This window comes from Bacillus sp. CH140a_4T (assembly GCF_008923725.1).
In the GTDB taxonomy this organism is placed as follows: Bacteria; Bacillota; Bacilli; order Bacillales; family Bacillaceae_G; genus Bacillus_A.
On record NZ_WBPF01000013.1, the window covers coordinates 683,330 to 709,581 of the forward strand.

Below are 26,252 nucleotides of genomic sequence, written 5' to 3' on the forward strand. Positions count from 1 at the left end.
TAAATCATTCCACTGATTTTGAGAAGGTAGGAGAAGACCATGACGAGACAAAGCTTTTTAAAAGGCGCATTTATTTTAATGATAGCCGGCTTTATTACCAAAATCCTTGGATTTATTAACCGGATTGTAATGGCACGTATTTTAGGAGAAGAAGGCGTTGGTCTTTATATGATGGCCGTTCCTACATTCATTCTAGCAATTACATTAACACAAATCGGCCTTCCTGTCGCAATCGCAAAATTTGTAGCAGAAGCGGAAGCTGTGAACGATAAACAAAGAGTTAAAAAAATATTAACAATATCATTAGCTGTTACATCCGTTATTAGTATCATTTTAACAATTGGAATTATGCTCCTCACACCTATTTTAGCAAAAACATTATTAACTGATGAACGAACGTACTATCCATTAATGGCCATTTTACCTGTCGTTCCTGTTATTGCCGTTTCTTCTGTTTTACGCGGTTATTTCCAAGGGAAACAAAATATGAAGCCTAGCGCTTACGCCCAAGTTATAGAACAAGTTGTCCGCATTACAATTATCGCTGTATGCATTCGTTTATTTTTACCTTACGGCGTAGAATATGCTGCAGCTGGCGCTATGTTATCAGCCGTTCTCGGTGAAGTTGCATCGTTATTATTTTTACTCACTTTATTCCAGCGCGAAAAACATTTATCTATACGCTCTGGATTTTTCACGACTGTAAAGGAAAGCAAGGGTACATTTTATTCTCTTATGGATATTGCACTTCCAACTACAGGAAGTCGTTTAATCGGCTCCGTTTCCTATTTTTTTGAACCTATCGTCGTTATGCAAAGCTTAGCGATTGCCGGCGTTGCTGCCTCTGTCGCAACCCAGCAATACGGTATATTAAACGGTTATGCATTCCCACTTCTATCACTGCCAGCCTTTATTACATACGCTCTTTCTACAGCACTCGTTCCATCTATTAGCGAGGCAATGGCCAAAAGACAGCATAAATTAGTGGAACACCGCTTACAACAAGCTCTTAGAATCTCATTAATTACTGGTGGATGGTCAGTCGTTATATTATATGTATTCGCTTCTCCTGTTTTAACTCTTATGTATGGATCGGATAGTGCAACAGCATTCATCCAGCTTCTTGCACCTTGTTTTTTATTTCATTATTTCCAAAGTCCACTTACCTCTGTTTTACAAGCTTTAAACTTAGCACGTGCGGCGATGATGAATACATTTATTGGCGCTATCGTGAAATTAATCGTTATTTTTGTACTAGCTTCAAGGCCAGATTTTCAAATGATGGGGGTTGCACTCGCTATCGCTGCAAATATAGTAACGGTAACATTCCTTCATTACGCTACTGTTTTAAAGAAAATTACATTTACCATTTACGCAAAAGACTATATTTTCGGTGGACTTGCTATCGGTATTGCGGGCTCTTTCGGTTTTTACCTTCATAAATATATGATTTTCTCTCATTCACTCGGCGTACAAACATTATGGGAAATCACTTTAACAACAATCGTTTATATTGTCCTCCTCTTCACTTTCAAACTCATTCGAAAAGAAGAGTTAAGCCGACTCCCAATCATTCGAAAACTTTCATTTTTGAAGTAAACGGGCTTACTATTTCATATAGTAAGCCTCTAGTTTTCTTTCAAATCAACAAAAAATTGTCCATTTTGAAAGCTGCAGTATAAAATTTGTTTGATATCGTTATAACCTATGTTTTTTAATTTGCCAATGAGCCATTCGTCTGTATGTTCAATCATTTGTAAATGATTCGATTGAATTTCTCCATCAATAATAAGAGGAAGAGTAAACTGCAATGCATCCTGTTTACCTTTTTGTTTTTGAAAGACAGATAACTTCCCAGATGGTTCTAAAATAGCGTATTCTACATCTCGGATATCTCCAACTCCCTGCTCCCTTAATTGCATCATTAAATCATCTATATTATAACGTTGCTTTCTCATCTTCTTTTCATCAATTTTCCCCGCATTTATAATAATCGCCGGTTCACCTTCTATTAAATGCCGAAATCGCTGAAACTTTAGTGAAACGACTGACAAAATGATTTGTATGCACATCAGAAAAGTCATCGGAACTAATTGGTGCCAAAGTGATTTATCGGTATTTTCAATTGCGACTACAGCCATTTCGCCAAGCATAATGAACACGACTAAATCTAATACACTTAGCTCTCCAATTTCACGTTTACCCATAAGACGAAAAATAATTAATATGATGATATACAAAAGCATCGTCCGGCCAATGATTGATACCCATTCCATTTCTACATCTCCTTTTTTACGTATAGACTCCCCTATCAAAAAGAAACTAGTCTAACTTAGGCAAAAGGAAAATATGCTTGTATTAAAAAGGGGGAATGTATAAATGGGTGGAACGAAAAAATTATCAACTGCAATCGGCTTTGGTATTATTACCTTATTAATTCTTGCATCAATTATTAGCATGGTTATGGCTCTTTTACTAAAGTTTACAGATATGACTGAAGGGACATTAGCCATTACTATTTTTATACTAGCTCTTTTATCTATGCTTATATCCGGATTTACTGCCGGCAAAAAAGCACAAGGGAAAGGTTGGCTAGTAGGTTTCACAACAGGTCTTACATTCGCTATACTTGTTTTTCTAGTTAACTATTTAGGCTTCTCTCAAACTTTATCGAACTCCCAGTTACTTTATCAATTAGCATTAATGGGTGCGAGTACACTCGGTGGGGTTTTCGGGGTAAATATGTCAAAACAAAATAACTAAAAAAGGCCCTGCATATTTCATGCAGGGCCTTCCTCATTAGTTTTTCACAACTTCACGAATCGCATTGCGATCGAAAGTTAAGTGTGAACCACCAGACTTAATAACGATTTTCGTCTCATCTACTGATTCGATTGTACCGTGTAAACCACCGATTGTTACGATAGCATCACCTTTTGCTAACTCATTTTGCATTTGAGCAACTGCTTTTTGACGCTTTTGTTGCGGGCGAATTAATAAGAAATAGAAAATCGCAAACATCGCAACGATCATAACGATATTCATCATACCTGGATTCATCTTTTGTTCCTCCTTTTAAATTATGTATTAGAAGTTTTTAGCATTCGGTTTATTAAAGCCATACTGTTCAAAGAACTCTTCGCGGAAATCGCCAAGACGGTCTTCACGAATAGCTTGTCTCACCTGCTCCATTAAGTTTAACAGAAAATGAAGGTTGTGATAAGACGTTAAACGAATTCCGAACGTTTCATCACATTTCATTAAGTGACGAATGTACGCACGAGAGTAATTTTTACATGTATAGCAATCACAATTTGGATCAAGCGGACCGAAGTCTCTTGCGAATTTCGCATTCTTTACAACAAGGCGACCTTCACTTGTCATACATGTACCATTTCGAGCGATACGAGTTGGAAGTACGCAGTCAAACATATCAATACCACGAATTGCACCATCAATTAATGAGTCAGGCGAACCTACTCCCATTAAGTAACGTGGCTTATTATCTGGAAGAAGTGGTGTTGTAAACTCAAGTACACGGTTCATAATATCTTTCGGCTCACCTACAGATAAACCACCTACAGCGTAACCAGGGAAGTCCATTGAAACAAGGTCTTTTGCACTTTGACGACGAAGCTCTTCGAACTCTCCGCCTTGTACAATACCGAATAAACCTTGATCTTGTGGGCGTTCATGCGCTTTTAAACAACGTTCTGCCCAGCGGCTTGTACGTTCTACAGATTTCTTCATATATTCAAAAGTAGCTGGGAATGGCGGACACTCATCAAATGCCATCATAATGTCTGAACCTAACGCATTTTGAATTTCCATCGCTTTTTCTGGTGATAAGAATAATTTATCTCCATTTAAGTGGTTACGGAAGTGAACGCCTTCCTCTTCAATACGACGGAAGTCACTTAAACTGAATACTTGGAAACCACCAGAATCCGTTAAGATTGCACGATCCCAGTTCATAAATTTATGCAAACCGCCTGCTTCACGAATAATTTCGTGACCTGGGCGTAGCCATAAATGATACGTATTACTTAAAATAATGCCAGAATCCATTGCTTTTAACTCTTCTGGTGACATTGTCTTAACTGTTGCAAGTGTACCAACTGGCATAAACGTTGGTGTATCAAATGAACCGTGCGGCGTATGTACACGTCCTAAACGGGCACCTGTTTGTTTACAAGTTTTAATAAATTCATAACGAATTGCTGTCATAATTTACTCCTTTTATTTGTTTCCCATTTTAGCGTGAGATGCAACGAACATTGCATCACCGAAGCTAAAGAAACGATATTTTTCTTTTACTGCTTCATTATAAGCATGAAGTACATTATCTCTGTTTGCAAATGCACTTACAAGCATAATTAATGTTGATTTCGGTAAATGGAAGTTTGTAATCAAACCATCAATTGCTTTAAATTCATAACCTGGGTACATAAAAATGTCTGTCCAGCCAGAAGCAGCACAAAGCTTGCCATCATGATCTGTCGCAATTGTTTCTAACGTACGAGTTGAAGTCGTACCTACCGTAATAATACGTCCACCATTCTCTTTCACACGATTTAATAATGCTGCTGTCTCTTCAGACATATGGTAATATTCTGCGTGCATATGGTGTTCTTCAATCGTATCGGCAGAAACTGGTCTAAATGTTCCAAGCCCTACGTGAAGTGTAATGAAAGCTAATTCAACGCCTTTTTGTTTTAACTTCTCCAGTAACTCTTCTGTAAAGTGAAGTCCTGCAGTCGGCGCCGCTGCTGAACCGACCTCTTTCGCGTATACTGTTTGATAGCGATCGCGATCTTCTAGCGTCTCTTTAATATATGGAGGAAGTGGCATTTCCCCAAGTTCATCTAAAATTTCATAGAAGATGCCGTCATATGAAAATTCAAGCTGACGTCCACCTTGATCTGCAGTTCCTATGCAAGTTGCTTTTAATTTCCCTTCGCCAAAAGAGAGAACAGTTCCTTCTTTTACGCGTTTCGCTGGCTTAACAAGCGTTTCCCACTTATCGCCTTCTTCTTGTTTTAAAAGAAGTACTTCAATGTGTGCACCTGTATCTTCTTTCACACCATGCAAACGAGCAGGCATTACTTTCGTTTCATTTAATACTAAGCAATCTCCCTCATGTAAGTAAGAAAGAATGTCTGTAAAATGTTTATGCTCAATGTCACCTGTTTCACGGTCTAACACCATTAATCTTGATGTTTCACGATCTTCTAATGGGACTTGTGCAATAAGTTCTTCTGGTAAATGAAAATCAAACAGATTTATATCCATAACTATATCCACCTATTTCTTATTTAAATCGATTTATTATATACATAATAAAAGATAATACAATACTTATCACAATACATGTAATGATAGGAAAATAAAAGGTAACGTTACCTTTTTTCACAAAAATATCGCCTGGAAGTCTTCCAATGAACTTCCAAGCTAAGCCAACAACGATGAGTAAGATACCTGCTGTAATAAGCAATTTCGGCATCTCCGTCATACTTTTGGCATCTCCATTCCGAAATGCTCATATGCAAGCGGCGTTACGATTCGGCCTCTTGGCGTTCGTTGTAAAAAGCCAATTTGTAATAAATACGGCTCATACACATCTTCAATCGTATGAGATTCTTCTCCGATTGTTGCCGAAACCGTTTCTAACCCCACTGGGCCACCGCGGAATTTCTCAATAATACCAAGCAATAATTTATGGTCAATATGATCTAAACCTAATTTATCTACTTGCAGTAGCTCTAATGCCATTTGTGTAATTTCCATCGTAACCGTTCCGTTACCACGAACTTGCGCGAAATCACGTACACGTCTTAAAAGACGATTCGCAATACGAGGTGTACCACGAGCACGTCTTGCAATTTCTAGTGCAGCTAACGAATCAATTTCAACTTCGAATACTTCTGCTGTACGTTCAACAATCTCAGAAAGCTGATCTACTGTGTAATATTCTAATCTCGAAAGTACACCGAAACGGTCACGCAGCGGTGCTGATAATGCTCCCGCACGTGTCGTTGCTCCAACTAATGTAAATGGCGGCAAATCTAAACGTACAGACCGTGCTGACGGCCCTTTTCCAATTACAATATCAAGACAAAAATCTTCCATCGCAGGATATAACACTTCTTCAATCGATCTATGCAAGCGATGAATTTCATCAATAAATAATACATCCCCTGGCTGAAGCGCTGTTAATACAGCTGCTAAATCTCCTGGCCTTTCAATTGCTGGTCCTGAAGTTGTTCTAACATTTACGCCCATTTCATTGGCAATAATATTGGCAAGCGTCGTTTTACCAAGACCTGGTGGTCCATATAGAAGCACGTGATCTAACGTTTCTTCACGCATTTTCGCCGCTTCAATAAACACCTCTAAATTATGTTTCGCTTTATCTTGGCCAATATACTGACGGAGCGTCTGTGGCCGTAATGAATATTCTAAATCCGAATCTTCATATGCAGATTCCCCTGAAAGGAGACGTTCGTCCATTATACTCACCTCTTACCATTTAGTAAAAGACTAAGTGCCTTTTTAATATACTGATCCGTCGTTAATGATTCTTTTAATAACTCTGGTACAACGCGAGAAACTTCTCGTTCTGCGTATCCAAGTGCGCGCAGAGCTTCCAGCGCCTCATCAAGCTCAGCTGATGAACCTTTCTTCTCATCAAAACGTTCTGTGTCTGAGAATAAATCAACAAATGCATCTGGCACGACATCAGCTAGTTTTCCTTTTAAATCTAAAATCATTTGGCGCGCTGTTTTCTTTCCGACGCCCGGGAACTTTACTAAAAACTTCTCGTCTTCATGTTCAATCGCTTGAACGACCTGTCCTGTTTGACCAGAAGCTAAAATTGCAAGAGCGCCTTTTGGTCCAATACCAGACACACCTAACAACTTTGTAAATAATAAACGCTCTTCACGGGTTTTAAACCCGTAAAGTGCCATAATATCTTCTCTCACATAATGATATGTATAGACACGGATTTCTTGCTTACTTCTTTGAAATACATACGGATTTGGTGTGAAAATTTGATAACCAATTCCATTATGGTCAATTACGACATATTCCGGCCCTACATACTCCACGTAACCTGTAACATATTCAAACAAAATACGATCTCTCCCTCTTAAATCATGTATTCCATTTTAACATATTTAATGATAGAAAAGCGAGACTACCCCAACAAATGTTCTCCGTTTAAAACTTCTGTTATTTTCCATTGACAGAAAGTATAAAGCACCTTAATATACAGAAGTCGATAATGATTATCAATACTAATTAAAGGGGTTACATCAGGATGAAACAGAAGCTATTTATCTTATTTACTATTATGCTAGTTGTTCTTTCTATCGTTGGCTGCTCTTCTCAAAAAGAAGAATCAAAAGCGAAAGAACAACCGAAAACAAAAGTTGTAAAACATGCTAAAGGGGAAGCTACAATTCCAGTAAATCCGAAGAGAATTGTTGACTTATCTGGATCAACAGAAGAGTTATTACTTCTTGGACACAAACCTGTTGGTACAGCAAACACATATAAAGATAAAATCCAAAATCACTTAACAGAAAAATTAGATGGGGTAAAAGCAGTAGGTTGGTACTGGGCACCTAAAGTTGATTTAGAAGCTGTTACTGCTTTAAAACCAGACTTAATTATTTTAAATAATCGTCAATTGAAGATTTATGATCAGTTAGAAAAGGTTGCACCGACAGTTGTTTTAGAAACAAACTTAGAAGACTGGCGCGGTAAGTTTAAAGAAGTAGGTAAACTATTTGACGAAGAGAAGAAAGCAGACAAATGGATTGCAGACTACGATAAAAAGGCAGACTCTTTATCTAAAAAGATAAAAGAGAAAACAAAAGATGAGAACTTTATGTTCGTCGCAGTTACACCACAAAACTTCCGTGTATACGGTAGCTTCGGATACGGTGACATCATCTTTAACGACTTAAAACTCCCTGCAACAAAAGGGACAGATTTAAAACAAACGATGGCGCAGGTATCACTAGAAGGTCTTGTTGCATTCCAGCCGGATCAAATGTTTATTGTAAACTTCGGCGGCGAAGCTGATAAAGTGTACGAAGACTATAAAAATAGTGCCGTTTGGAAAGACAATAAAGCGGTAAAAAATAATCACGTATATGAAGTGTCAAATGAAGTCTTCAATACGAAAGCATTCAATCCAATCGGAAAAGACATGCTAATTGATGAAATCGCAAAACAAATTTTGGAAAAGAATAAGTAATAAAAAAGCAGCTCACCATGAGCTGCTTTTTTTCTTATTTTGCACTGCGTATTGCTTCATTTTTTCAATTGTCTTCACGAATCCTTCTTTTGACTTAATACGGATACCACGCTTCAACTTCGCCCGTTCATAACTCTCTAGCTTTTTCATATCAATTTGAAAGAAGGAATGAATCGCATTATCACTTTTCGGTACACCTTTAAAAATTTGTAATATCCCTTCCTCTGACACACCAAAATAGCCGCTTGTCTTTAATAACGGAGAAATATCATCAACTTTCTTTTGTAATACGATTTGTACATCATCACGATCAACAAGCTGCCATTCTTTATATTGCTGTAAAAACTTTTCTAAGTCCGCCACTTTTTCTGTAAATATTTCCTCGCTTACTTCTCCATCAACATACATTCGCTCTAATAAAATTGTAACTTCCGGCTCTTTTTCTGTTACTTCTGGTACTGGTCCTTCCGCCTTCACATTCGTTTCATAAACGAAACAAAACATCATAACGAAAGCTTGCATCGCAATCAGTATCCATTTCATTTCCGTTCACCTCTTTTAGGCAAAATCAAACTTTCATTAGTAGCTTTTCCGGAAATGGGGGTTTTATCCATATAAATGACCATATTACATTTCTCTCGAAAATAAAAAAATGCAGATAAAGTTTTATACTTATCTGCATTAGCATTTGTTTTTATATAAAATGAAAGACGCCTGCAAAGCAGGCGTCTTGATGCGTTTACGGCGAGAGACCAGGCGACCACATTCGCGTGTTTAGCACTTAAGCATATCTCTCGTCTTACGTAAATTAGCTCATCGCTTTTCTAATATAACATTAATAAAGTATAAGTGCAACATGTTTATAAAAATAATTCATTTCCTCTTTCATCCAAATGAACCGTATGTAAATTATAAATTGATAAATGCAATATATATGTTACAATTGATGTAACAGCGAAATCATAATAAACAGGAGATGGATATTATGAAAAAAATAAAGGATGAACGCCTCATTCTGCAAACGTTAAAAAACGTACGTATTGCCTTTCTTTTTCAATCACTTGGTATAATTGGAATTTTAGGCTATATCGGATTCACTGAAGGAATGGATCAAATTACGAAATCTCCATTGTGGCTATTATTTATTCTTACGAGTATCGTACTTAGTTATTTACAGTTAAGTGTTTCAATTGATGTAGAAGAAAGTGAAAAGGAAATAAAATTAACTCCTTATTACAAAATTGTTTTACGTTCTCTTATTGTAGGAATCGTTATGGCTATTATTTATATTATTTTCAGTCCAGAAAGACCTCTCTTTGAAGCTATTTTAACAGGTGGTATTCTCTTCATATGCTTTTTAGGTTCTTATTCCGTTAGTTATTTCATTAAAAAACGTCGTTTACAAGATGACGATGAATAAAGAGAAAGGGCTAGCCCTTCCTCTTTTGTTTTACTATCGCATAGTACCAGTTAAACCGTAACGGATGTCTCGGAACATATTTGTTATGTCACGGTTGAAATCGTTTGTAACTGTACCGTTACGCAGTCGTGTACTCATTGCATCGACACGTGTAAACATGTCATTTCTTACAGAAACATATACGTTTCTGTTTCCAACTTCATTTGCAACAGCTTGACGAACTTCATTTGCCATCGCTGTTTCATTTGTTACTGGATTACGCGGTTTTACCGCAATCGCTACATCGTTTCCATATACAACTGTAGACACACGGTCTACGTTATTCATACGTTTCACACGATTTGTAATTTTTTCTGCTGTTTTACCATCATTGTTAATGTATGAATTGTTCATTGTAATATTACGAGTTGGATGCGGATTCGCAATTTGCCCGTTGTAATTTACATCACGGTAATAATTGTTATATCCTGTACCGTTACGACCATTTCTATATGTTACATAATCTGTATAACGATCATTACGCGTTACATTATCACGATACTGGTGTGTATCATTATAAGATGTACGGTCGTAATTGTAGTTACGTCCATCCATTGCATTGTTATCTTTCGGTGTACCACATGCAGCTAATGCACTGGTAACTAACAAAGAAGCAGCAATCACTTTTACTTTCGTATTCAATACAAAAACCCCCTCTGTTAGAATGAGCTTCTCCTCTGAAAAGCTCCCTCTTATGATGAGTAACAGAGAAGGTTTTTACACTGTTAATATTTCACTGGGGATTTTCTAACATTTGATGTAAATCTTCCGTTTCCAGAACGACTCTACATACAAAAAAGGCGGGAATACTCCCACCTTTTTTAAACTTCCTCTTCGTCCTCTTCTTCTGAAACTGGATCTCCAAATACATTTGCTGGATCTGGTTGGTAATACATCGTTCCTGGCTGCGGTGCATATGCCGATTGAGTTGGTTGATAATATAAAGGATTTGCATATTGCGGACCGCCTGGTTGTGGACTATATAGTCTACTTTCTCCTCCGCATCCACAATCTTCCTCACCTTGTACGAGCGGCGGCATATTATTATCCATTGGCATCATATTTGGATTTGGCATAGATGTATATTGCGGTCCAAACGGCGCTCCTTGCTGATACGGCATTTGATATGGATTTTGTTGTTGATAATACGGATTTGGCGGCATCATAGGTTGGTGGTATGGCATTTGATATGGCAGCATATTCGGTGGTTGATTGTTATCCATGATTGGCATCATATTTGGCATTTGATTGTTATCCATGATTGGCATCATATTTGGTATTTGATTATTATCCATGATTGGCATTATATTCGGTGGTTGATTGTTATCCATGATTGGCATTATATTTGGCATTTGGTTATTATCCATTATCGGCATGATGTTTGGTATTGGGTTATTATCCATGATTGGCATTATGTTTGGTGGTTGATTGTTATCCATGATTGGCATTATATTCGGTGGTTGATTGTTATCCATGATTGGCATTATATTCGGTGGTTGATTGTTATCCATTATCGGCATGATGTTTGGTGGTTGATTGTTATCCATGATTGGCATTATATTCGGTGGTTGATTGTTATCCATGATTGGCATTATGTTTGGTGGTTGATTGTTATCCATGATTGGCATTATATTCGGTGGTTGATTGTTATCCATTATCGGCATTATGTTTGGTGGTTGATTGTTATCCATGATTGGCATGATGTTTGGTACTTGAATATTTGGCGGTATAACTTGTGGAATCACTACATTTTCTTTCGATACATTTGGTGACACAATATTTCCTACATTTTCTTTCTTCACTTGCGGTGACACGATGTTTCCTACATTTTCTTTCTTCACTTGCGGTGATACGATGTTTCCTACATTTTCTTTCTTTACTTGCGGTGATACGATGTTTCCTACATTTTCTTTCTTTACTTGCGGTGATACGATGTTATTTTTTTTCGTTTGCGGAGAAATGACGTTATTAGGTTTCATCTTATTAATTTGAGGAGCAATTAACTCGCTTCCTTTTTTAATTACATCTGAAATTTTATATTCTTTTTTCGCTTTTATTGGTGGTTGCGGCGGCTGTGGTAAAACATTTACTGAGAACTTCGTGTTTTCTTTCTCTGCTGGTTTTTGTTTTTCTATAACAGGCGGTTTTTGAATAACAGACGGTTTTTCAACTGGTTTTTCTATTTGAATTGGCTTTTCTTTTTGCACTTCTTTTTGCGGCTTCACTTGCATTTCCTTTTGTGGTTTTACCTGTACTTCTTTTTGCGGTTTTACTTGCACTTCTTTTTGTGTTTGTTGCATAGCAGGCTGTTGTGTAATTGGTGCTGATTGATACGTAACTTCTTCTTCATCTTCTATTCCAAGCGGAGTTGGCGTTGCTGCAAATTCTTTTTGTTGCACTTCTTTTACATATTGTTTTGGAGGTGCTGAACCTGCTCCAGCCTGCTGTTTTACATGAACACTGTTTGATGGCACTTTAATTTTCATACCTGGCATAATTAAATCTGGATTACTAAGTTGTGTATTTGTTTTTTTCAACGTATCAAAATCCACTCCGTACTTTTTCGCAATTTTCCAAAGGGTATCCCCTTTTTGCACGATATGAATTTTCAAATTTTCCCCCTCCTGTATAACTTATCTATAAGTAACAAACCTCATGAAGTAACACCTTCTAAATAACATGAACTTCTTTTCACTTTTAACACTTCTTCTATTTCCAATTTAGTTCGAAGTGAAATAAGCATCAAAAAAATCGCAATGATTTCTTCAAAACAATGTATGCCCATTTCGTTCTCGTTATGATTATATGTATGAAAAAAGCAACGGGAATCCCGCTGCTTTACACACGCTCTAACATACGATTTAATGCAAGAACCGCTTCTTCGGTCACTTGTTTATCAACGCTAATAACGTTAATTTCTTCTCCTCTTTCTACCGTTTCAAGCGCCCATAATAAGTGCGGCAGATCAATTCGGTTCATCGTTAAACACGGACACATAAATGGATTAAGTGAAACAATTTCTTTATCTGGATGTTGCTGAATAATTCGGTTCACTAAATTCATCTCTGTACCAATTGCCCATTTACTTCCAGGTAGCGCCGCTTCAATCATATCAATAATATATTTCGTTGATCCTGCGTAATCCGAAGCAGCTACAACTTCATAGCAACATTCCGGATGTACGATAATATTCATATCTGGATGATTTTTCCTTACATTCTCAATATTTTTCACTGTAAAGTTTTGATGTACTGAACAATGCCCTTTCCATAAAATGACTTGAATTTCTTCTATGTCTCCATCGTACTCTAATGAATCTATATGCGGGTCCCATACTGCCATTTTATCTAACGGGATACCTAAATCGTAAGCTGTATTTCTTCCTAAATGTTGGTCCGGTAAAAAGACAAGGCGCTCTTTTTGTGTAAATGCCCAAGATACCATTTGTTTTGCATTAGAGGAAGTTACTGTCGCTCCGCCATTACGACCGCAAAACGCTTTAATTGCAGCTGTAGAGTTAACATACGTTAACGGAATCATCGTATCTCCAAATAATTTTGTGAGCTCTTTCCACGCTCTTTCTGTTTGTTCGATATCTGCCATATCTGCCATCGAACAACCTGCACGCATATCTGGCAAAATAACGATTTGATCATCTGTCGTTAACATATCTGCTGTTTCTGCCATAAAGTGTACACCGCAAAATACAATATATTTTGCTTCTTTATTACTCGCTGCAACTTGTGCAAGCTGAAGTGAATCTCCTGTGGCATCAGAAAATTGTACCACTTCATCTTTTTGGTAATGATGTCCTGGAATAAATAGTGTTTTCCCCATTTTTTCTTTAATTTCACGAACGCGCTTTTCCATATCTTCTATTGTCATCGTGTAATAACGCTCTGGTAACATCGTTTCAATCGGTTGAACTTTTTCTAAAATACTCATATCCCTTTCTCCCCCTCTAAGCCACTTTCCTTACACCTCTATGTTGAAACTAATATCAAGTGCTTTCACTGAATGTGTTAACGCTCCAAGTGAAATATAATCTACCCCTGTTTTTCCGTATTTCGATAAATCTTCAATTGTAATGCCTCCTGATGCTTCCGTAACGATGGCACTTGGTACAAGTTTTGAAAACTCTCGAATCTCATCTGGTGTACGGTTATCAAACATAATAATATCTGCACCAGCAGCTACAGCTTCTCTCACTTGCTCCTCTGTTTCTGTTTCCACTTCCACTTTCACCATATGCCCTAATTTTTCTTTCACCGATGTAACAGCTTTCGTAATAGAACCAGCAAAAGCAATATGATTGTCTTTAATCATGACACCGTCATATAAACCGAAACGGTGATTAAATCCGCCTCCGCACACGACTGCATACTTATCAAACATACGTAGACCCGGCATTGTTTTTCGCGTATCGCAAATACGTGTATGGCTGCTATTTAAAGCAAGAACAACTTTATGTGTCATCGTAGCTATCCCGCTCATACGCTGGATAACGTTTAATATAACGCGCTCTGCCGTTAATAACGAAGCAATTGGCCCTTGCGCAGTTGCTATTATTTCGCCCTTTTCTACAAGATCTCCATCTTTTTTATGGAGCTCTACTTCAATTCTTTCATCAATCAATTTAAATCCTTCTTCAATTACTAAACGCCCCACAAAGACACCTGTATCCTTCGCAAGAAACGTTCCTTTTGAAAGTAAATTGTCTGGAAAAATAAGCTGAGATGTTACATCTCTTTCTCCTATATCTTCTAGAAAAAATCGATTTAATGCTTCTTTAACTTTAATCGTGTTCATAAAGCCCCTCTTCCCTTCATCACACAAGTTGTAGTTTTCTTTTCATTCGAACGATCTCTTTTTTCACGCTATTTCTATCTGGATAATCACTTCGGTAATGACCACCAATACTCTCTTCTCTTTGCAAAGCTGATACGACTATAAGCTCACAGACTGTTACCATATTAATAAGCGTTATCTCTTCATTTGTAAGAGCATCATGTTGTAATATCATATTTCGAACACCGTACTTACTAAGCCATCTCTTTGCATAAGATAAACTTTGCTCTGTTCGCACAATCCCAACATATTTCATCATGCATTCTTGTATTTCTTCTTTCGCCGGCAAATGATTCAGAACAATAAATTTCTTTTCCTTCTCAGCGAAGTTGTTCAATCCGTCTTTTGCCGCTTTCGTTAAAATATGTTTTCCTATTCTTTTTCCAAACACAAGACCTTCTAATAATGAATTACTGGCTAACCTATTTGCTCCATGAACACCGTTACAAGCTACTTCACCGACCGCATATAAATTTGGAATGGACGTCTCCCCATCACAATTCGTTTTCACGCCGCCCATATGAAAATGAGCACCGGGTACGACCGGAATACGTTTTGTATTTATATCGACACCATTCTTTTTACACAATGATGATACAGTCGGAAAACGTTCTTCAAAATTTTGGATAGACTCGATGTTCAAATACACTTTTTCACCCGCCAAAAGCTGTTCATGAATCGCTCTTGCCACTACATCACGCGGAGCGAGATCGTGATCATGGTGTATATCCATCATAAAACGCTGCCCTTTTCCATTTATAAGGACAGCTCCTTCACCACGGACAGCTTCAGAGACGAGGCCGCAGCATCGCCCGTTCGCGTATAACATCGTTGGATGAAATTGTACAAACTCTAAATCTACGAGCTCCCCGCCTGCGCGGTATACCATCGCAAGTCCATCACCCGTAATTGTCTTATCGTTAGAAGTAAAAGCGTATAAACCGCCAATCCCACCTGTTGCTAACACTGTATAATCTGCAACGTAACGCTTCAGTTTCCCTTCACTATTTCGTGTCAAAACTCCAACACATTTATCATTTTCTATAATAAAATCGAGCACCATTTCCTGTTCCACTACCGTAACGTGCGGAGCTACTTCTTGAATGAAATGCTCTAATAAATTCTTTCCTGTTGCATCGCCACCTGCATGTAAAATGCGACGCTTTCGATGTGCACCTTCTTTTCCAAGATGAGGACCCGTTTCATCTCCATCAAATTTCATTCCATTTTCAATGAGATTATTTATTTCTTTTGGTCCTTCCTTAACTAAATAAAGAACCACTTCTTCATTGTTATAATGACACCCTGCTACTAACGTATCTTCAAAATGATCATTTGGATTGTCATATGTAGCAACCGCTGCGGCAATTCCGCCTTGCGCTAAATATGTATTATTATTACGGTTCGTTTCCTTTGTGATAATAATCACATTCTTTTCGTGACAAATCTCTTTCGCAATACGAAGTGCCGCAACGCCACTTCCAATAATTAAGACATCTGCACTTGGCATAATTGTTGCCTCCTACTTTACACTTTTCAACTGTCTTGACACCTATATTTACATAGTTTTAAAATAATGACAAGAGTTTTTTTATAATTCTTATTTTCACTACCATTTAAAAAATAAAAGAAATGTAACTCTTACTAGAGAGAGGACCTTACATGATGATATATCTTGACTATGCAGCTACTACACCTATGAGCGTGGAAGCATTACAAACATATATGAAAGCAGCATCGCAATACTTCGGAAATGAGCAAAGTTTACATGATATTGGAGGAACAGCTTCTTCTTTATTACAAGTTTGCAGAAAAACATTTGCTGATATGATTGGAGGAAAAGAACAAGGGGTATTCTTCACGAGCGGCGGCTCGGAATCTAACTATCTTGCGATTCAATCTCTTCTAAATGCCCGAAATAAGAAGCATATTATTACGACACCTATGGAACACGCATCCATTCGAAGTTATTTTCAATCCTTACAATTAGAAGGGTATACAATTACTGAAATTCCTGTTGATAAAGATGGGCGAATTCATTTAGATGATTTAGAAACAGCAATTACAGAGAATACTGTTCTAGCAAGTATACAGCACGGAAACTCTGAAATCGGAACCGTCCAAAACATCCTAGAAATCGGGGCACTTTTAAAAAAATATAACGTTTTATTTCATTCCGATTGTGTGCAAACATTTGGTAAGCTTCCTATCAATGTTTTTGAGATGGGGATTGATAGTCTTTCTGTTTCAGCACATAAAATTTACGGACCAAAAGGTGTTGGCGCTTGCTATATAAACCCGCAAGTTCGCTGGGCACAAATATTTCCGGGAACTTCTCACGAAAAGGGGTTTCGCCCAGGTACAGTGAACGTTCCTGGCATCGCATCTTTTTTAACAGCTGCTGAGAATATATTAAAAAGTCAGCAGGAAGAAAGCTTACGTTTTAAAGAGTTACGATCCTACTTTTTAGAACGATTACAAGCACTTCCTCTAGAAATTCAAGTAGAAGGACATTCTACTTCTTGTTTACCACATATTATTGGGGTTACAATAAAAGGAATAGAAGGTCAATATACAATGCTAGAATGTAATCGCCACGGTATTGCCATTTCTACCGGAAGTGCTTGCCAAGTCGGTAAACAAGAACCTTCGAAAACAATGCTTGCAATTGGAAAAACGTATGAAGAGGCAAAACAATATGTCCGCTTCTCTTTCGGACAACAAACAACGAAAGATCAAATTGATACTACTATTCATGCACTACACACAATTGGAAATCAATTTTATAGAGGTGTTAAATCATAATGAAACAAAATGACCAAAAAAAGATTTTAGGTGAAGAAAGACGACAACTTATCCTTCAGTGGCTTCTCACTGCAAATGAACCGTTATCTGGGAATGAACTATCGAAAAAAACAAATGTAAGCCGACAAGTTATCGTGCAAGATATTTCCTTGCTTAAAGCACGAAACGAACCAATTATTGCAACTGCTCAAGGATATTTATATTTAAAACCACAAGAGAAACAACAAGCTTTCGAACGCGTAATTGTATGCCAACATAAACCAGCGGAAGTACGTCAAGAACTTACAATGCTTGTTGATCACGGCGTTACGATCAAAGATGTAAAAGTTGAGCACCCTGTATACGGTGACTTAACAGCATCCATCATGGTAAGTAATCGCTTTGATGTAGAGCAATATTTACAAAAAATCGAAAACACAAATGCTTCCTATCTTTCGCAACTAACAGATGGTATTCACTTACATACAATTGAGGCAGATTCAAAAGAAAAGTTAGACGCTGCTTGTGAGGCACTAGATAAAGCAGGATTTCTCGTTTACTAATTCATGTAAAGCACAGATTTTTTTATCATTCTCTGTGCTTTTTTAATGCTATAATATTGTAATCAATTGTAAAGGGGATCAAAAATGGGAATTGAACTCGTTCACTTTAGCATTGGCAAACCGAAACAAATGAAATATAGCGAAGATAAAGAAATGATTACTGGTATATGTAAAGAACTTACAGAAGAAGCTTTTCTCTCAAAAGATGGATTTCGTGGTGATGATGTAGCGGATTTAAAACACCACGGGGGACCTGACCGCGCAGTTTGTGTGTACCCACACGAGCATTACGCACTATGGGAAGAAGAATTTCAAACTACGCTTCCAGCTTCCACATTTGGCGAAAACATTACCGTAACAAATATGTTAGAGCGTGATGTTAGCATTGGAGATACATATCAACTAGGTGAAGCAATCATTCAGGTCACACAAGCAAGAGTACCTTGTAGCACTATTTCAAAACGCCTTGGTATTCCTGGCATACTTCCGCGCATTGTAGCAACTGGATTTACTGGTTACCTATGCCGCGTTCTTCAAGAAGGTATTGTACGTAAAGATTCTAAAATTACATTACTAGAACGTCAACCGAGCAATGTATCTGTTTTGTTCTCTAACGAAATTTATTTTCATAATAGAAAAGATAAAGATGGCATTGAAAAGATTCTTGCTGTTCCAGAACTAGCTGATGTTTGGCGTGGTCAGCTAGAAGATCGTCTTGCGAAGTTAAAATAAAGAATCCCACCATTTATAGGTGGGATTTTATTTATCTATCACAAGGTATAACCTAACTCCCCCTTACAACCAATAAGAAGAATAACTCCCCAGCACAGTAACAGAAAAGCCGAGTGCTTCAAGTTCCATCGTTACGCCTGGCAATAATACATCATCGTATGCTTTATCGACATCGATTAAGAAAAAGTAATTTCCAAGACCTGTTTTCATCGGACGCGATTCGATTTTTGATAAATTTAATTTTCTCCATGCGAAAGCTGATAACACTTGATATAGTGCCCCTGCATAATCAGCAGGTAACGTTATCATAAGCGTCGTTTTCTCTCCTCGGTTTTCTCCGTTATTTGGGAGTATTGCTTTCTTTTTCTTATGGAGCACTAGGAAGCGTGTATGATTATTTTTATGTGTATGAATGCTACGTCTTACGATCGTTAATCCATATTTTTCTGCGGCTGCTTCATTTGCAATAGCAGCGATTTTTTCTTCAGGATGTTCTTTCACATATTGCGCAGCGGCACTGGTTGATGTCATATCTCGGACGGTTATCCCTTTTAATTCTTCATTTAAAAATTTATGACATTGCGCAATAGCGTGTGGATGAGAATGCACTGCATATACTTCTTCCCACACTTCTGCATACTGCGGATGTACAAGTAAATGTTGCTGAATTGGTACTGTAATTTCTCCTACAATAGAAAGTGGTTGCTCATGTACGAGATAATCAACTGTTATATTCACTGAACCTTCTATGGCGTTTTCTAGTGGTACCACTGCATAATCTACATTTCCATTTGCAGCTGCATCAATGCAGTCTGGAATCGTTCGATACGGTACATGCTCTGCTTCCGGAAAAAAACGACTCACCGCCATATTTGTAAATGTTGCTTCCGGTCCTAAATATCCTACTCGAATCATCGTCTTTTCCCCTCTTTTTCGTTTTCTTACTGTTATACCATACTTTTTTATATTCTTCTATGTAAATTTAGAATATTTAAAAAAGACTAGCATTCGCTAGTCTAAATGTTTCCTATATTCTCTTTGAGCGAAAAAGAAATAAACGATGCATGCAGCGATATAATACAGAATAAACAAGCCTACTTTTCTTAATGAACCATCCATAAAGATCGTATTATGAAACGTATATAACGCAACTGCACTATGCATACTCCCAACTAGAATTGGCGCAAAAAATAGCATACACAATTGCCAGCGAGAAATCTTCCAAACTTCTTCCTTCGTCATTCCCAGTTTAGAGAGTGCACCGTACTGCTTTCTATCCGATGAAATGTTATGAAACCATTTAAAATATACGATGCTACATGAAGTAAGAAAGAATAATATACTAATGAATGAGCCTACAAATAGAGTAATATCGCCGCCTTCTTTCATATTTACATATAACTCCATATTACTTCGAAACGCATTATTATTATCTTGTTTCATATGTTTCCGTAAATCTTCATTTAATTTCTTCGTCTTTTCGATATTTGGTAATGTGTAGCCTCTATATATCATCTTTTCAGAATCAGGAACCTGATTTGCTATACTGTCAAAGTCTTCATCATTCATGACGAAGAACAGACCATTAATGTGCGAAGGGTGATGGTTAAATTGTACCCCTTCCTTCTGACCATTAAATACGGATGAATATGTTTGATTCATTACTTGCAATTGAATCTCTTTTTGATTATATACATTCGAATTATTGTATTTATTATAATAAACGAGTGTCACTGTACCTTTTTTAGGACGATATGTTTTCTGTTTTTGTTTCCTCGCTTCTTGGTTATATTCACTTTCTTTTATAAGCGGTGCTATTGTTGTTTCTCCTTTATTAGACTGAAAGGATGCATACACTCCAACAAAACTCATAGATTGAAAGTCATCATACCCATATTGATGCAATAATTGTTCAACCGTGCCTTCCGTAAAGACTTCATGAGAAGAAGTACCTTTTTCTATGTAAGAAAATGAGTGCACGCCCCCGCCCCGCCACATATCTTGCATACCAGAAAAATATAAAAACACCGTACCTGTTGCGGTAACTACAAACGTCGTTGCCATAGACATCAGAAAGAAAAAGCGACCATTTTCCTTCATTCGATGTGACAATTGATTCACTATAAATAAATACGGATATGTATACATAATCTTTTTATTTCGTTTTATCATTTCTAATATTTGAGCAGTGCCATGTGTAAAAGAAAAATACGTTCCGAAAAAGACAAGTATAGAAACAGGAAAAAAGTATAACGCTATCGTTGGCATCGTCGCTTGTAACGCTAATGCATATCCTATCCCTAAACAAATAAAGCCGAATATACAAAGCCACATCGATGTTTTCTTCTCTTTTTTATCTGTTCGAAATTCTTTCAATAACCGAATGATTTTTATATTCCATATACGTAAAGCACTTATAAAGGATAAGACAACAAATACGACCATATACGCAATAAACGTTCCCCCAATTGCTCTCACGTCAAATATGACAGGGAGTTCTTTCGGAAGCCCCAGTAACATACTAAACACCATGAAAAAGAGCTTTAAAAAGATCATACCAAGCCCAATACCGAAAATATTAGCAAATACCCCGCTCAATATTTGCTCGGTCATAATCACTCCTATTACGTTAGATTTCGTTGCTCCCATTAACATATATAATCCTAATTCTTTCTTACGTGCCTCTATGAAAATAGAAGTGGAGTACAAAATAAATATGACGAAAAAAGAAATAATTATAACATTACATACGATAAGTCCCCAGCGTACATTTTGATACCACATCGTCTCCTGCATATACGGATGTACAATGACAGACATGTATGCAAAAGACGCAAATATCGCAAAACAACTACTTAAGAAAAACACTTTATAATTACGCCAATTTCCTTTTATATTTTGCAGCGCTAGTTGCCGAATGTTCATTTATCGTCCCCCTATAACTTACTACATAGGCAAAAAGCTAGAGGTTTCTCTAGCTTTGCACGTGTTTCAAATATCCCCTTTGCGCGATCATAAAGTAAATCGCAGAAGCTACAATGTATGCCCCAATTACAATCGCACCTGATTTCCATAAATCGATATACAGCATTTTCCCTAACGTATGAAGAGCAAATCCACTATGAATTGCACCGATTAAAATTGGGATAAAGAAGATAACACCCATTTGTCGAATTGCAATTTTACGAATTTCTTTATCTGTCATACCAATTCTCTTTAATGATTTAAATTGAATACGATCTTGTTCTTTATCGTTAAACCATTTAAAGTATGTCATACTACAAGCGAAGAAGAAGAACAGTACAGCTACAAAGAAACCGATAAACATTGTAATTGCTCCCGATTCCCTTATATTTTTATAAGTGAGCACCGAGTTATTTAATTCCGCTTGCTTATCTGGTGCAATTTCCTTTTTCAAATCTAACACAAGGTCTTCCGTACTTTTCCAGTCTTCTATATAATAACCGTAATATTTCGTCTTTTCTTCATCTGGTACGAGCTTTGCATATTTCTCAAAATCTTGATTATTCACAATGAGATATTCACTATCATTAAAAACAGAAAATGAAGTTGGCTTATTCAGTTGAACAGACTGCGTTTGTCCGTTAATTTTAATTTCATACGGTTTTGCAAGATCTATCTTCATCATATCGTTCGCCATATCCATTATGACCATCGTTGCACTACCTGGTGCATTATGAACTTCTCTAACTTGCTCTCTCTTTTGTTTACGTACTTCAGCGTTATATTCTTTTTCTGAAACAATCGCCATCGGCACTTCATGTTCACTGTTAAACATCGTGATTTTTTGAGTTCCAGGAAGTTTTACGTACGTTACTTCTCGCGCATCTTCAAACCCGTGTTTTTTTATTAATTCTTTTGTTTTTCCTTCTTTGATGACATTATGTGTATGAATGCCTTTTTCCTCATACGAAATAGCATGCGGGGTACTAGTTACTGCCTTATAACTCATATCCTCAAAAAATACGTACAGTGTACCAACTGCTGAAGATACAACGGCCGTAATGATAGAAATTACAAATAGAAAACGAGCATTATCTTTCATTTTATAAATAAGATTGCTAAGTACGAACATATTTGGATATGTATAAAAAGATTTTTTTCGTTTTTGTAACGCCTTTAATACGACTGTACTACCTTGTGTAAACAGCAAATAAGTTCCGCCTATCGTCAGCCCTACAATCGGTAAAAACAGAATGATAAAATTCATAAATGTCACTTGGAAGCTAAGTACATATGCAACAATAATACATCCTATCCCCGCTACACATAACCATGTAAATGCAAAAGGTTCTACTTTTTGTTTTCTTGCTTCTCTTAATAAATCAATAATTTGCAAGCGTCCTACTGTCCAAACGCTAAACAATGATAGGATTAAAAATAGAATAAAGTATACACCCGCTGTAATCAAAACTGCTTTACTATTCCATACGAGTGGAAGTGTTTTATCTATTTTCAATATAACGCTTAATGCTTGGAAAAATAATTTTGAACAAAGCATACCAAGCCCAATGCCTACTACAATTGCAATGCTACCTAACATAAGCTGTTCTAATATAATCATTCGGCCAAGTTGAGATTTCGTTCCGCCTATTAATGTTAATAAACCAAACTCTTTTTTCCTTGCTCGTAAAAATGTTGAATTTGCATATAAAATAAAGAGTGCTGAGAAGATGACTACAATATAATTCATCGATTCTAACCCTGTTGAAATCATCTCCCTCATACTAATATTGCCGCTTACGACATCCGGATGATAAATGAAGGAAGCATACATAAAAAATACGACTATCGATAAACAACTACTTATAAGAAAAGCTTTATAATTACGCCAATTTCCTTTTACATTACTAAGCGCGAGCTGGCGAAAGTTCATGATATTCTCCTCCTAGCATCGCAAGTACGTCCAGAATTTCTTGGAAAAAGGCTTGTTTCGTTCTTCCTTTATGTATTTCTGAGAAAATTTCTCCGTCGCGAATGAAAAGAATACGTTCGCAATAACTCGCCGCTACTGGATCATGCGTTACCATTGCAATTGTCACTTTCTTTTGTTCATGTAAGTCTTGCAACGCACTCATTAATGATTTTGCTGACTTCGAATCTAAGTTTCCAGTTGGCTCATCCGCTAAAATTAACGTCGGTTCATGAATGATCGCTCTCGCTGCTGCTGCACGTTGTTGTTGTCCGCCTGATACTTCATATACTTTTTTATTTAATATTTCTTCGATATTTAAAAACTTTGCAATCTCAAGCACTTTTGCATCGATTTCATTTACAGATTTCTTCGCCATTACAAGTGGCAAAATAATATTTTCTTTAATCGATAACGTATCAAGTAAGTTAAAATCTTGGAAAATGAACCCTAAATGTGTACGGCGAAACTCTGCTAATTTTGCAGCACGCATTTGATTAATTTCTTCGCCATTTACAAGCACATGACCTGAAGTTTGCTTATCAATTGTTGCTAATAAATTTAAAAGCGTTGTTTTTCCGCTTCCTGAAGGACCCATAATCCCTACAAATTCGCCTTCTTCTATTTTAAAATTTATATCATTTAAAGCAGTCGTCGCTACCGAACCTTTTGATTGGTACACCTTTGTTAATCCTTTTACTTCAAGAACACTCATTTCTAATCCCCCTATGTGTTTGCTTCTTACATTTACTATAAGAAAAATAAGAAAAAGAAACGAGTGATTTCCCTTACAAAATGTTTTGTTATCTTACAGTTTTGTCATTTTTCTCATTAATGTATGATATTCTTCATCTTTTGCAAATTGGAACGTGAATGTTGTCCCTTCTGCTTCAGCCGATTGCACATAAATACTGTGATGTAAATTATCACAAATTTCCTTTGTAATATATAAACCCATTCCAGTTGCTTCTCTCGTTTTACGGCCATTTATTCCCGTAAAGAATGGATCAAATATACGCTTTACATCTTGCTCCGGAATACCGATTCCATTGTCCTTAATATGTAATAACACTTTTTGATCTTTCTCTTCAATTTGAAATTGAATTTCCTTTTTCTCTGCTTCTGAAATTTTCGTATACTTAATTGCATTTACAACAATTTGACCTATAGCAATGCTCAGCCATTTTCTATCAGATGCAACCATACAAGTATCTTCTTCAAACATTACTTTCGGAAATACAGACGATTGAATGAAGGATTTTCGATTTTCATTAATAATACCTCGAATGATATCTATCACATTTACTACTTCTACTTTATAATCTTTCGCAAATTGCTCTAACCTTGCCATATGTAGCGCTAAATCTAAACCATTTAATATACGATTATTTTCTTCACGAATACTTTCAATTGTTGCTCTTGCTTCACGATGCTCTTTACCAAACTTTTGTAATAGCAATTCTATAACCGATACTGGTGTTTTCATTTGATGAATCCATTGGTTCATAAATATCATTTGCTGTTGTTCTTTCGCATGTTGTTTATGAACTTCATTCATATATTGCTGTCTTAATAGCGTAAACGATTCAACGACCATCTCTTGCTCTGACGTATAAGAAGTATCAATAAGTAAAGAGTCGTGTAATGTATTTCCGCTGGCAACATATTTTTCAATTCTTTTTAAAAATACACTTCGTTTTCGATAATCGTAAATGAGGTATACGATAAATACAACTGTTCCTAATAAAAGTCCATATAACCACGTACTCCAATCAATGGATCTTTTTTCTAAAAGACTTTGCAACTGCAGTACAAGCCCAAATAAACAAAGGCTAACAATATAAGAAAGAAGTAGAGAAAAGCGGTCCAAGAGGTAATTTTTAACCTTCATGCCCTTCGCCCCACTCTGTAAGAAGCGCATAACCATATCCACGTTTCGTCACAATGGCATTTTTAATGCCTAGCTCCTCTAGTTTCTTCCTTACGCGTTTTACATTTACGGTTAATGTATTATCATCAACAAAAGCTACCTCATCCCACAGGGCTTCTAACAGTTCTTCACGCGTTACATATTGATTTGCTTGTTTCATTAAACACTCTAATAAGTAAAATTCATTTTTTGTCAGCTCCGTTTGTTGCCCTTGCCACTCAACAATGTGCTGAGACGGAAATAACAACAGTCCATTTACACCTAAACAATCACTCTCAGCAACAGAGGCGTACTCACCATAGCCACGGCGAAGTGCACTTTTCACCTTTGCCATTACGATATCTAAATGGAATGGTTTTGTAATGTAATCATCTCCGCCATTCTCGATTGCCATTACTTGATCCATTTCCCCTGTTCTTGCAGAAACAAAAATAATCGGTGCATTCGATACAGTACGAATTTGACGACACCAATAAAAACCATCAAAATATGGTAAATTAATATCCAGTAATACGAGATGAGGATTTATTTTCACGAACTCATCTTTTATATGACGTAAATCACTTACTCTAAATGATTGATAGCCATACCTTTCTAAATGCTCCTCTAATATTCCTGCTATTTTTTCATCGTCTTCTACGATTAATATTTTATACATGTTCGTTTTCTCCCCATAAAAAATTCTTCCAAAACCACTCCTTGTTCTATTATAAATTGAAAATTTAATTAGTGGGTAT

The 26,252-nt window shown here is 36.7% G+C and carries 25 protein-coding genes and 1 pseudogene; 7 read left to right on the forward strand and 19 right to left on the reverse strand.

Annotated elements, in window-relative coordinates:
* Positions 1–39: 39 nt before the first annotated feature.
* On the forward strand, positions 40–1,599 hold the full coding sequence (gene spoVB / locus F8162_RS12320) for a stage V sporulation protein B (protein WP_151633568.1): 1,560 nt from the start codon (positions 40–42) through the stop codon (positions 1,597–1,599).
* A 29-nt stretch (positions 1,600–1,628) separates the two neighbouring features.
* On the opposite strand, the gene F8162_RS12325 is transcribed toward spoVB, so the two are convergent.
* The gene (locus tag F8162_RS12325; RefSeq protein ID WP_151633566.1) at positions 1,629–2,276 is read right to left on the reverse strand and encodes a DUF421 domain-containing protein; all 648 of its coding nucleotides are present in this window, start codon (positions 2,274–2,276) and stop codon (positions 1,629–1,631) included.
* A gap of 103 nt (positions 2,277–2,379) precedes the next feature.
* Here F8162_RS12325 and F8162_RS12330 point away from each other — a divergent pair, with 103 nt between their 5' ends.
* Positions 2,380–2,763 (forward strand): TIGR04086 family membrane protein, encoded by a 384-nt coding sequence (locus F8162_RS12330; protein ID WP_151633564.1) that lies wholly within the window; start codon positions 2,380–2,382, stop codon positions 2,761–2,763.
* A gap of 36 nt (positions 2,764–2,799) precedes the next feature.
* On the opposite strand, the gene yajC is transcribed toward F8162_RS12330, so the two are convergent.
* From yajC to ruvA, 6 genes are read right to left on the reverse strand one after another with little or no spacing between them, the layout of a single operon-like run.
* Entirely contained in the window at positions 2,800–3,060 is a 261-nt protein-coding gene (gene yajC / locus F8162_RS12335) for a preprotein translocase subunit YajC (RefSeq protein WP_001068064.1), read from the reverse strand.
* 27 nt (positions 3,061–3,087) lie between these two features.
* Positions 3,088–4,227, reverse strand: a complete 1,140-nt coding sequence (gene tgt, locus F8162_RS12340; RefSeq protein WP_000125362.1) for a tRNA guanosine(34) transglycosylase Tgt — start codon at positions 4,225–4,227, stop codon at positions 3,088–3,090.
* Between the two features lie 12 nt (positions 4,228–4,239).
* Positions 4,240–5,292, reverse strand: coding sequence for a tRNA preQ1(34) S-adenosylmethionine ribosyltransferase-isomerase QueA (gene queA / locus F8162_RS12345; RefSeq protein WP_151633562.1), 1,053 nt, complete (start codon positions 5,290–5,292; stop codon positions 4,240–4,242).
* 19 nt (positions 5,293–5,311) lie between these two features.
* Complete coding sequence (locus F8162_RS12350; RefSeq protein ID WP_151633560.1) at positions 5,312–5,512, reverse strand: DUF2905 domain-containing protein; 201 nt, start codon at positions 5,510–5,512, stop codon at positions 5,312–5,314.
* Positions 5,509–6,510 (reverse strand): Holliday junction branch migration DNA helicase RuvB, encoded by a 1,002-nt coding sequence (ruvB, locus tag F8162_RS12355; protein ID WP_000344467.1) that lies wholly within the window; start codon positions 6,508–6,510, stop codon positions 5,509–5,511. Before ruvB ends, F8162_RS12350 begins: the two co-directional genes overlap by 4 nt.
* 5 nt (positions 6,511–6,515) lie before the next feature.
* A complete protein-coding gene (gene ruvA / locus F8162_RS12360; RefSeq protein WP_000464511.1) occupies positions 6,516–7,133 on the reverse strand; it encodes a Holliday junction DNA helicase RuvA in 618 nt (205 codons plus the stop codon).
* Positions 7,134–7,321: 188 nt separating this feature from the next.
* Between ruvA and F8162_RS12365 the strand changes: the two genes are divergently transcribed.
* Entirely contained in the window at positions 7,322–8,266 is a 945-nt protein-coding gene (locus F8162_RS12365) for an iron-hydroxamate ABC transporter substrate-binding protein (protein WP_151633558.1), read from the forward strand.
* 12 nt (positions 8,267–8,278) lie between these two features.
* Here F8162_RS12365 and F8162_RS12370 read toward each other — a convergent pair whose 3' ends face one another.
* Positions 8,279–8,809 (reverse strand): BofC C-terminal domain-containing protein, encoded by a 531-nt coding sequence (locus tag F8162_RS12370; protein WP_000871171.1) that lies wholly within the window; start codon positions 8,807–8,809, stop codon positions 8,279–8,281.
* A 442-nt stretch (positions 8,810–9,251) separates the two neighbouring features.
* Here F8162_RS12370 and F8162_RS12375 point away from each other — a divergent pair, with 442 nt between their 5' ends.
* Complete coding sequence (locus F8162_RS12375) at positions 9,252–9,686, forward strand: branched-chain amino acid ABC transporter substrate-binding protein (RefSeq protein WP_151633556.1); 435 nt, start codon at positions 9,252–9,254, stop codon at positions 9,684–9,686.
* 33 nt (positions 9,687–9,719) lie between these two features.
* Here the strand turns inward: F8162_RS12375 and F8162_RS12380 are convergent, their stop codons facing one another.
* The 5 genes and pseudogenes from F8162_RS12380 to nadB all read right to left on the reverse strand — a co-directional run bounded on the left by F8162_RS12380 (position 9,720) and on the right by nadB (position 16,083).
* On the reverse strand, positions 9,720–10,367 hold the full coding sequence (locus F8162_RS12380; RefSeq protein WP_151633554.1) for a YhcN/YlaJ family sporulation lipoprotein: 648 nt from the start codon (positions 10,365–10,367) through the stop codon (positions 9,720–9,722).
* 1,813 nt (positions 10,368–12,180) lie between these two features.
* A pseudogene (safA, locus tag F8162_RS29440) lies at positions 12,181–12,337 on the reverse strand (SafA/ExsA family spore coat assembly protein); the annotation flags it as partial.
* Positions 12,338–12,563: 226 nt separating this feature from the next.
* The gene (gene nadA, locus F8162_RS12390; protein ID WP_151633550.1) at positions 12,564–13,670 is read right to left on the reverse strand and encodes a quinolinate synthase NadA; all 1,107 of its coding nucleotides are present in this window, start codon (positions 13,668–13,670) and stop codon (positions 12,564–12,566) included.
* Positions 13,671–13,700: 30 nt separating this feature from the next.
* A complete protein-coding gene (nadC, locus tag F8162_RS12395) occupies positions 13,701–14,534 on the reverse strand; it encodes a carboxylating nicotinate-nucleotide diphosphorylase (protein ID WP_151633548.1) in 834 nt (277 codons plus the stop codon).
* Between the two features lie 19 nt (positions 14,535–14,553).
* Positions 14,554–16,083: an L-aspartate oxidase gene (gene nadB / locus F8162_RS12400; protein ID WP_151633546.1), complete on the reverse strand. Its 1,530-nt coding sequence runs from the start codon at positions 16,081–16,083 to the stop codon at positions 14,554–14,556.
* A 152-nt stretch (positions 16,084–16,235) separates the two neighbouring features.
* Here nadB and F8162_RS12405 point away from each other — a divergent pair, with 152 nt between their 5' ends.
* From F8162_RS12405 to F8162_RS12415, 3 genes are all read left to right on the forward strand, one after another.
* Positions 16,236–17,378 carry an IscS subfamily cysteine desulfurase gene (locus tag F8162_RS12405; RefSeq protein ID WP_151633544.1) on the forward strand — a complete coding sequence of 381 codons (1,143 nt, stop codon included), beginning with the start codon at positions 16,236–16,238 and terminating at the stop codon, positions 17,376–17,378.
* Positions 17,378–17,920 (forward strand): transcription repressor NadR, encoded by a 543-nt coding sequence (locus F8162_RS12410; RefSeq protein WP_151633542.1) that lies wholly within the window; start codon positions 17,378–17,380, stop codon positions 17,918–17,920. The genes F8162_RS12405 and F8162_RS12410 overlap by 1 nt, the downstream gene beginning before the upstream one ends.
* An 84-nt stretch (positions 17,921–18,004) precedes the next feature.
* On the forward strand, positions 18,005–18,652 hold the full coding sequence (locus tag F8162_RS12415; RefSeq protein ID WP_151633540.1) for an MOSC domain-containing protein: 648 nt from the start codon (positions 18,005–18,007) through the stop codon (positions 18,650–18,652).
* A gap of 63 nt (positions 18,653–18,715) precedes the next feature.
* On the opposite strand, the gene pheA is transcribed toward F8162_RS12415, so the two are convergent.
* The 6 genes from pheA to F8162_RS12445 form a co-directional block, all read right to left on the reverse strand.
* Positions 18,716–19,567, reverse strand: coding sequence for a prephenate dehydratase (gene pheA, locus F8162_RS12420; RefSeq protein ID WP_151633538.1), 852 nt, complete (start codon positions 19,565–19,567; stop codon positions 18,716–18,718).
* Positions 19,568–19,663: 96 nt separating this feature from the next.
* A complete protein-coding gene (locus F8162_RS12425) occupies positions 19,664–21,577 on the reverse strand; it encodes an ABC transporter permease (protein ID WP_151633536.1) in 1,914 nt (637 codons plus the stop codon).
* Positions 21,578–21,626: 49 nt separating this feature from the next.
* Positions 21,627–23,549: an ABC transporter permease gene (locus F8162_RS12430; RefSeq protein WP_151633534.1), complete on the reverse strand. Its 1,923-nt coding sequence runs from the start codon at positions 23,547–23,549 to the stop codon at positions 21,627–21,629.
* The gene (locus F8162_RS12435) at positions 23,524–24,300 is read right to left on the reverse strand and encodes an ABC transporter ATP-binding protein (protein ID WP_000114530.1); all 777 of its coding nucleotides are present in this window, start codon (positions 24,298–24,300) and stop codon (positions 23,524–23,526) included. Before F8162_RS12435 ends, F8162_RS12430 begins: the two co-directional genes overlap by 26 nt.
* A 93-nt stretch (positions 24,301–24,393) precedes the next feature.
* Positions 24,394–25,476 carry a HAMP domain-containing histidine kinase gene (locus F8162_RS12440; RefSeq protein WP_151633532.1) on the reverse strand — a complete coding sequence of 361 codons (1,083 nt, stop codon included), beginning with the start codon at positions 25,474–25,476 and terminating at the stop codon, positions 24,394–24,396.
* Entirely contained in the window at positions 25,466–26,173 is a 708-nt protein-coding gene (locus F8162_RS12445) for a response regulator transcription factor (RefSeq protein ID WP_151633530.1), read from the reverse strand. Before F8162_RS12445 ends, F8162_RS12440 begins: the two co-directional genes overlap by 11 nt.
* Positions 26,174–26,252: the final 79 nt, after the last annotated feature.

Excerpts from the sequence above, each read along its gene's own strand:
- F8162_RS12415 (WP_151633540.1), top strand. The coding sequence starts at position 18,005 with ATGGGAATTGAACTCGTTCACTTTAGCATTGGCAAACCGAAACAAATG.
- ruvB (WP_000344467.1), bottom strand. The coding sequence starts at position 6,510 with ATGGACGAACGTCTCCTTTCAGGGGAATCTGCATATGAAGATTCGGAT.
- F8162_RS12375 (WP_151633556.1), top strand. The coding sequence starts at position 9,252 with ATGAAAAAAATAAAGGATGAACGCCTCATTCTGCAAACGTTAAAAAAC.
- F8162_RS12365 (WP_151633558.1), top strand. The coding sequence starts at position 7,322 with ATGAAACAGAAGCTATTTATCTTATTTACTATTATGCTAGTTGTTCTT.
- nadB (WP_151633546.1), bottom strand. The coding sequence starts at position 16,083 with ATGCCAAGTGCAGATGTCTTAATTATTGGAAGTGGCGTTGCGGCACTT.
- spoVB (WP_151633568.1), top strand. The coding sequence starts at position 40 with ATGACGAGACAAAGCTTTTTAAAAGGCGCATTTATTTTAATGATAGCC.
- F8162_RS12330 (WP_151633564.1), top strand. The coding sequence starts at position 2,380 with ATGGGTGGAACGAAAAAATTATCAACTGCAATCGGCTTTGGTATTATT.
- tgt (WP_000125362.1), bottom strand. The coding sequence starts at position 4,227 with ATGACAGCAATTCGTTATGAATTTATTAAAACTTGTAAACAAACAGGT.
- F8162_RS12440 (WP_151633532.1), bottom strand. The coding sequence starts at position 25,476 with ATGAAGGTTAAAAATTACCTCTTGGACCGCTTTTCTCTACTTCTTTCT.
- F8162_RS12425 (WP_151633536.1), bottom strand. The coding sequence starts at position 21,577 with ATGAACATTCGGCAACTAGCGCTGCAAAATATAAAAGGAAATTGGCGT.
- F8162_RS12435 (WP_000114530.1), bottom strand. The coding sequence starts at position 24,300 with ATGAGTGTTCTTGAAGTAAAAGGATTAACAAAGGTGTACCAATCAAAA.
- nadA (WP_151633550.1), bottom strand. The coding sequence starts at position 13,670 with ATGAGTATTTTAGAAAAAGTTCAACCGATTGAAACGATGTTACCAGAG.
- F8162_RS12350 (WP_151633560.1), bottom strand. The coding sequence starts at position 5,512 with ATGACGGAGATGCCGAAATTGCTTATTACAGCAGGTATCTTACTCATC.
- queA (WP_151633562.1), bottom strand. The coding sequence starts at position 5,292 with ATGGATATAAATCTGTTTGATTTTCATTTACCAGAAGAACTTATTGCA.
- pheA (WP_151633538.1), bottom strand. The coding sequence starts at position 19,567 with ATGATTCGAGTAGGATATTTAGGACCGGAAGCAACATTTACAAATATG.
- F8162_RS12325 (WP_151633566.1), bottom strand. The coding sequence starts at position 2,276 with ATGGAATGGGTATCAATCATTGGCCGGACGATGCTTTTGTATATCATC.
- F8162_RS12445 (WP_151633530.1), bottom strand. The coding sequence starts at position 26,173 with ATGTATAAAATATTAATCGTAGAAGACGATGAAAAAATAGCAGGAATA.
- F8162_RS12430 (WP_151633534.1), bottom strand. The coding sequence starts at position 23,549 with ATGAACTTTCGCCAGCTCGCGCTTAGTAATGTAAAAGGAAATTGGCGT.
- F8162_RS12405 (WP_151633544.1), top strand. The coding sequence starts at position 16,236 with ATGATGATATATCTTGACTATGCAGCTACTACACCTATGAGCGTGGAA.
- yajC (WP_001068064.1), bottom strand. The coding sequence starts at position 3,060 with ATGAATCCAGGTATGATGAATATCGTTATGATCGTTGCGATGTTTGCG.
- F8162_RS12370 (WP_000871171.1), bottom strand. The coding sequence starts at position 8,809 with ATGAAATGGATACTGATTGCGATGCAAGCTTTCGTTATGATGTTTTGT.
- nadC (WP_151633548.1), bottom strand. The coding sequence starts at position 14,534 with ATGAACACGATTAAAGTTAAAGAAGCATTAAATCGATTTTTTCTAGAA.
- F8162_RS12410 (WP_151633542.1), top strand. The coding sequence starts at position 17,378 with ATGAAACAAAATGACCAAAAAAAGATTTTAGGTGAAGAAAGACGACAA.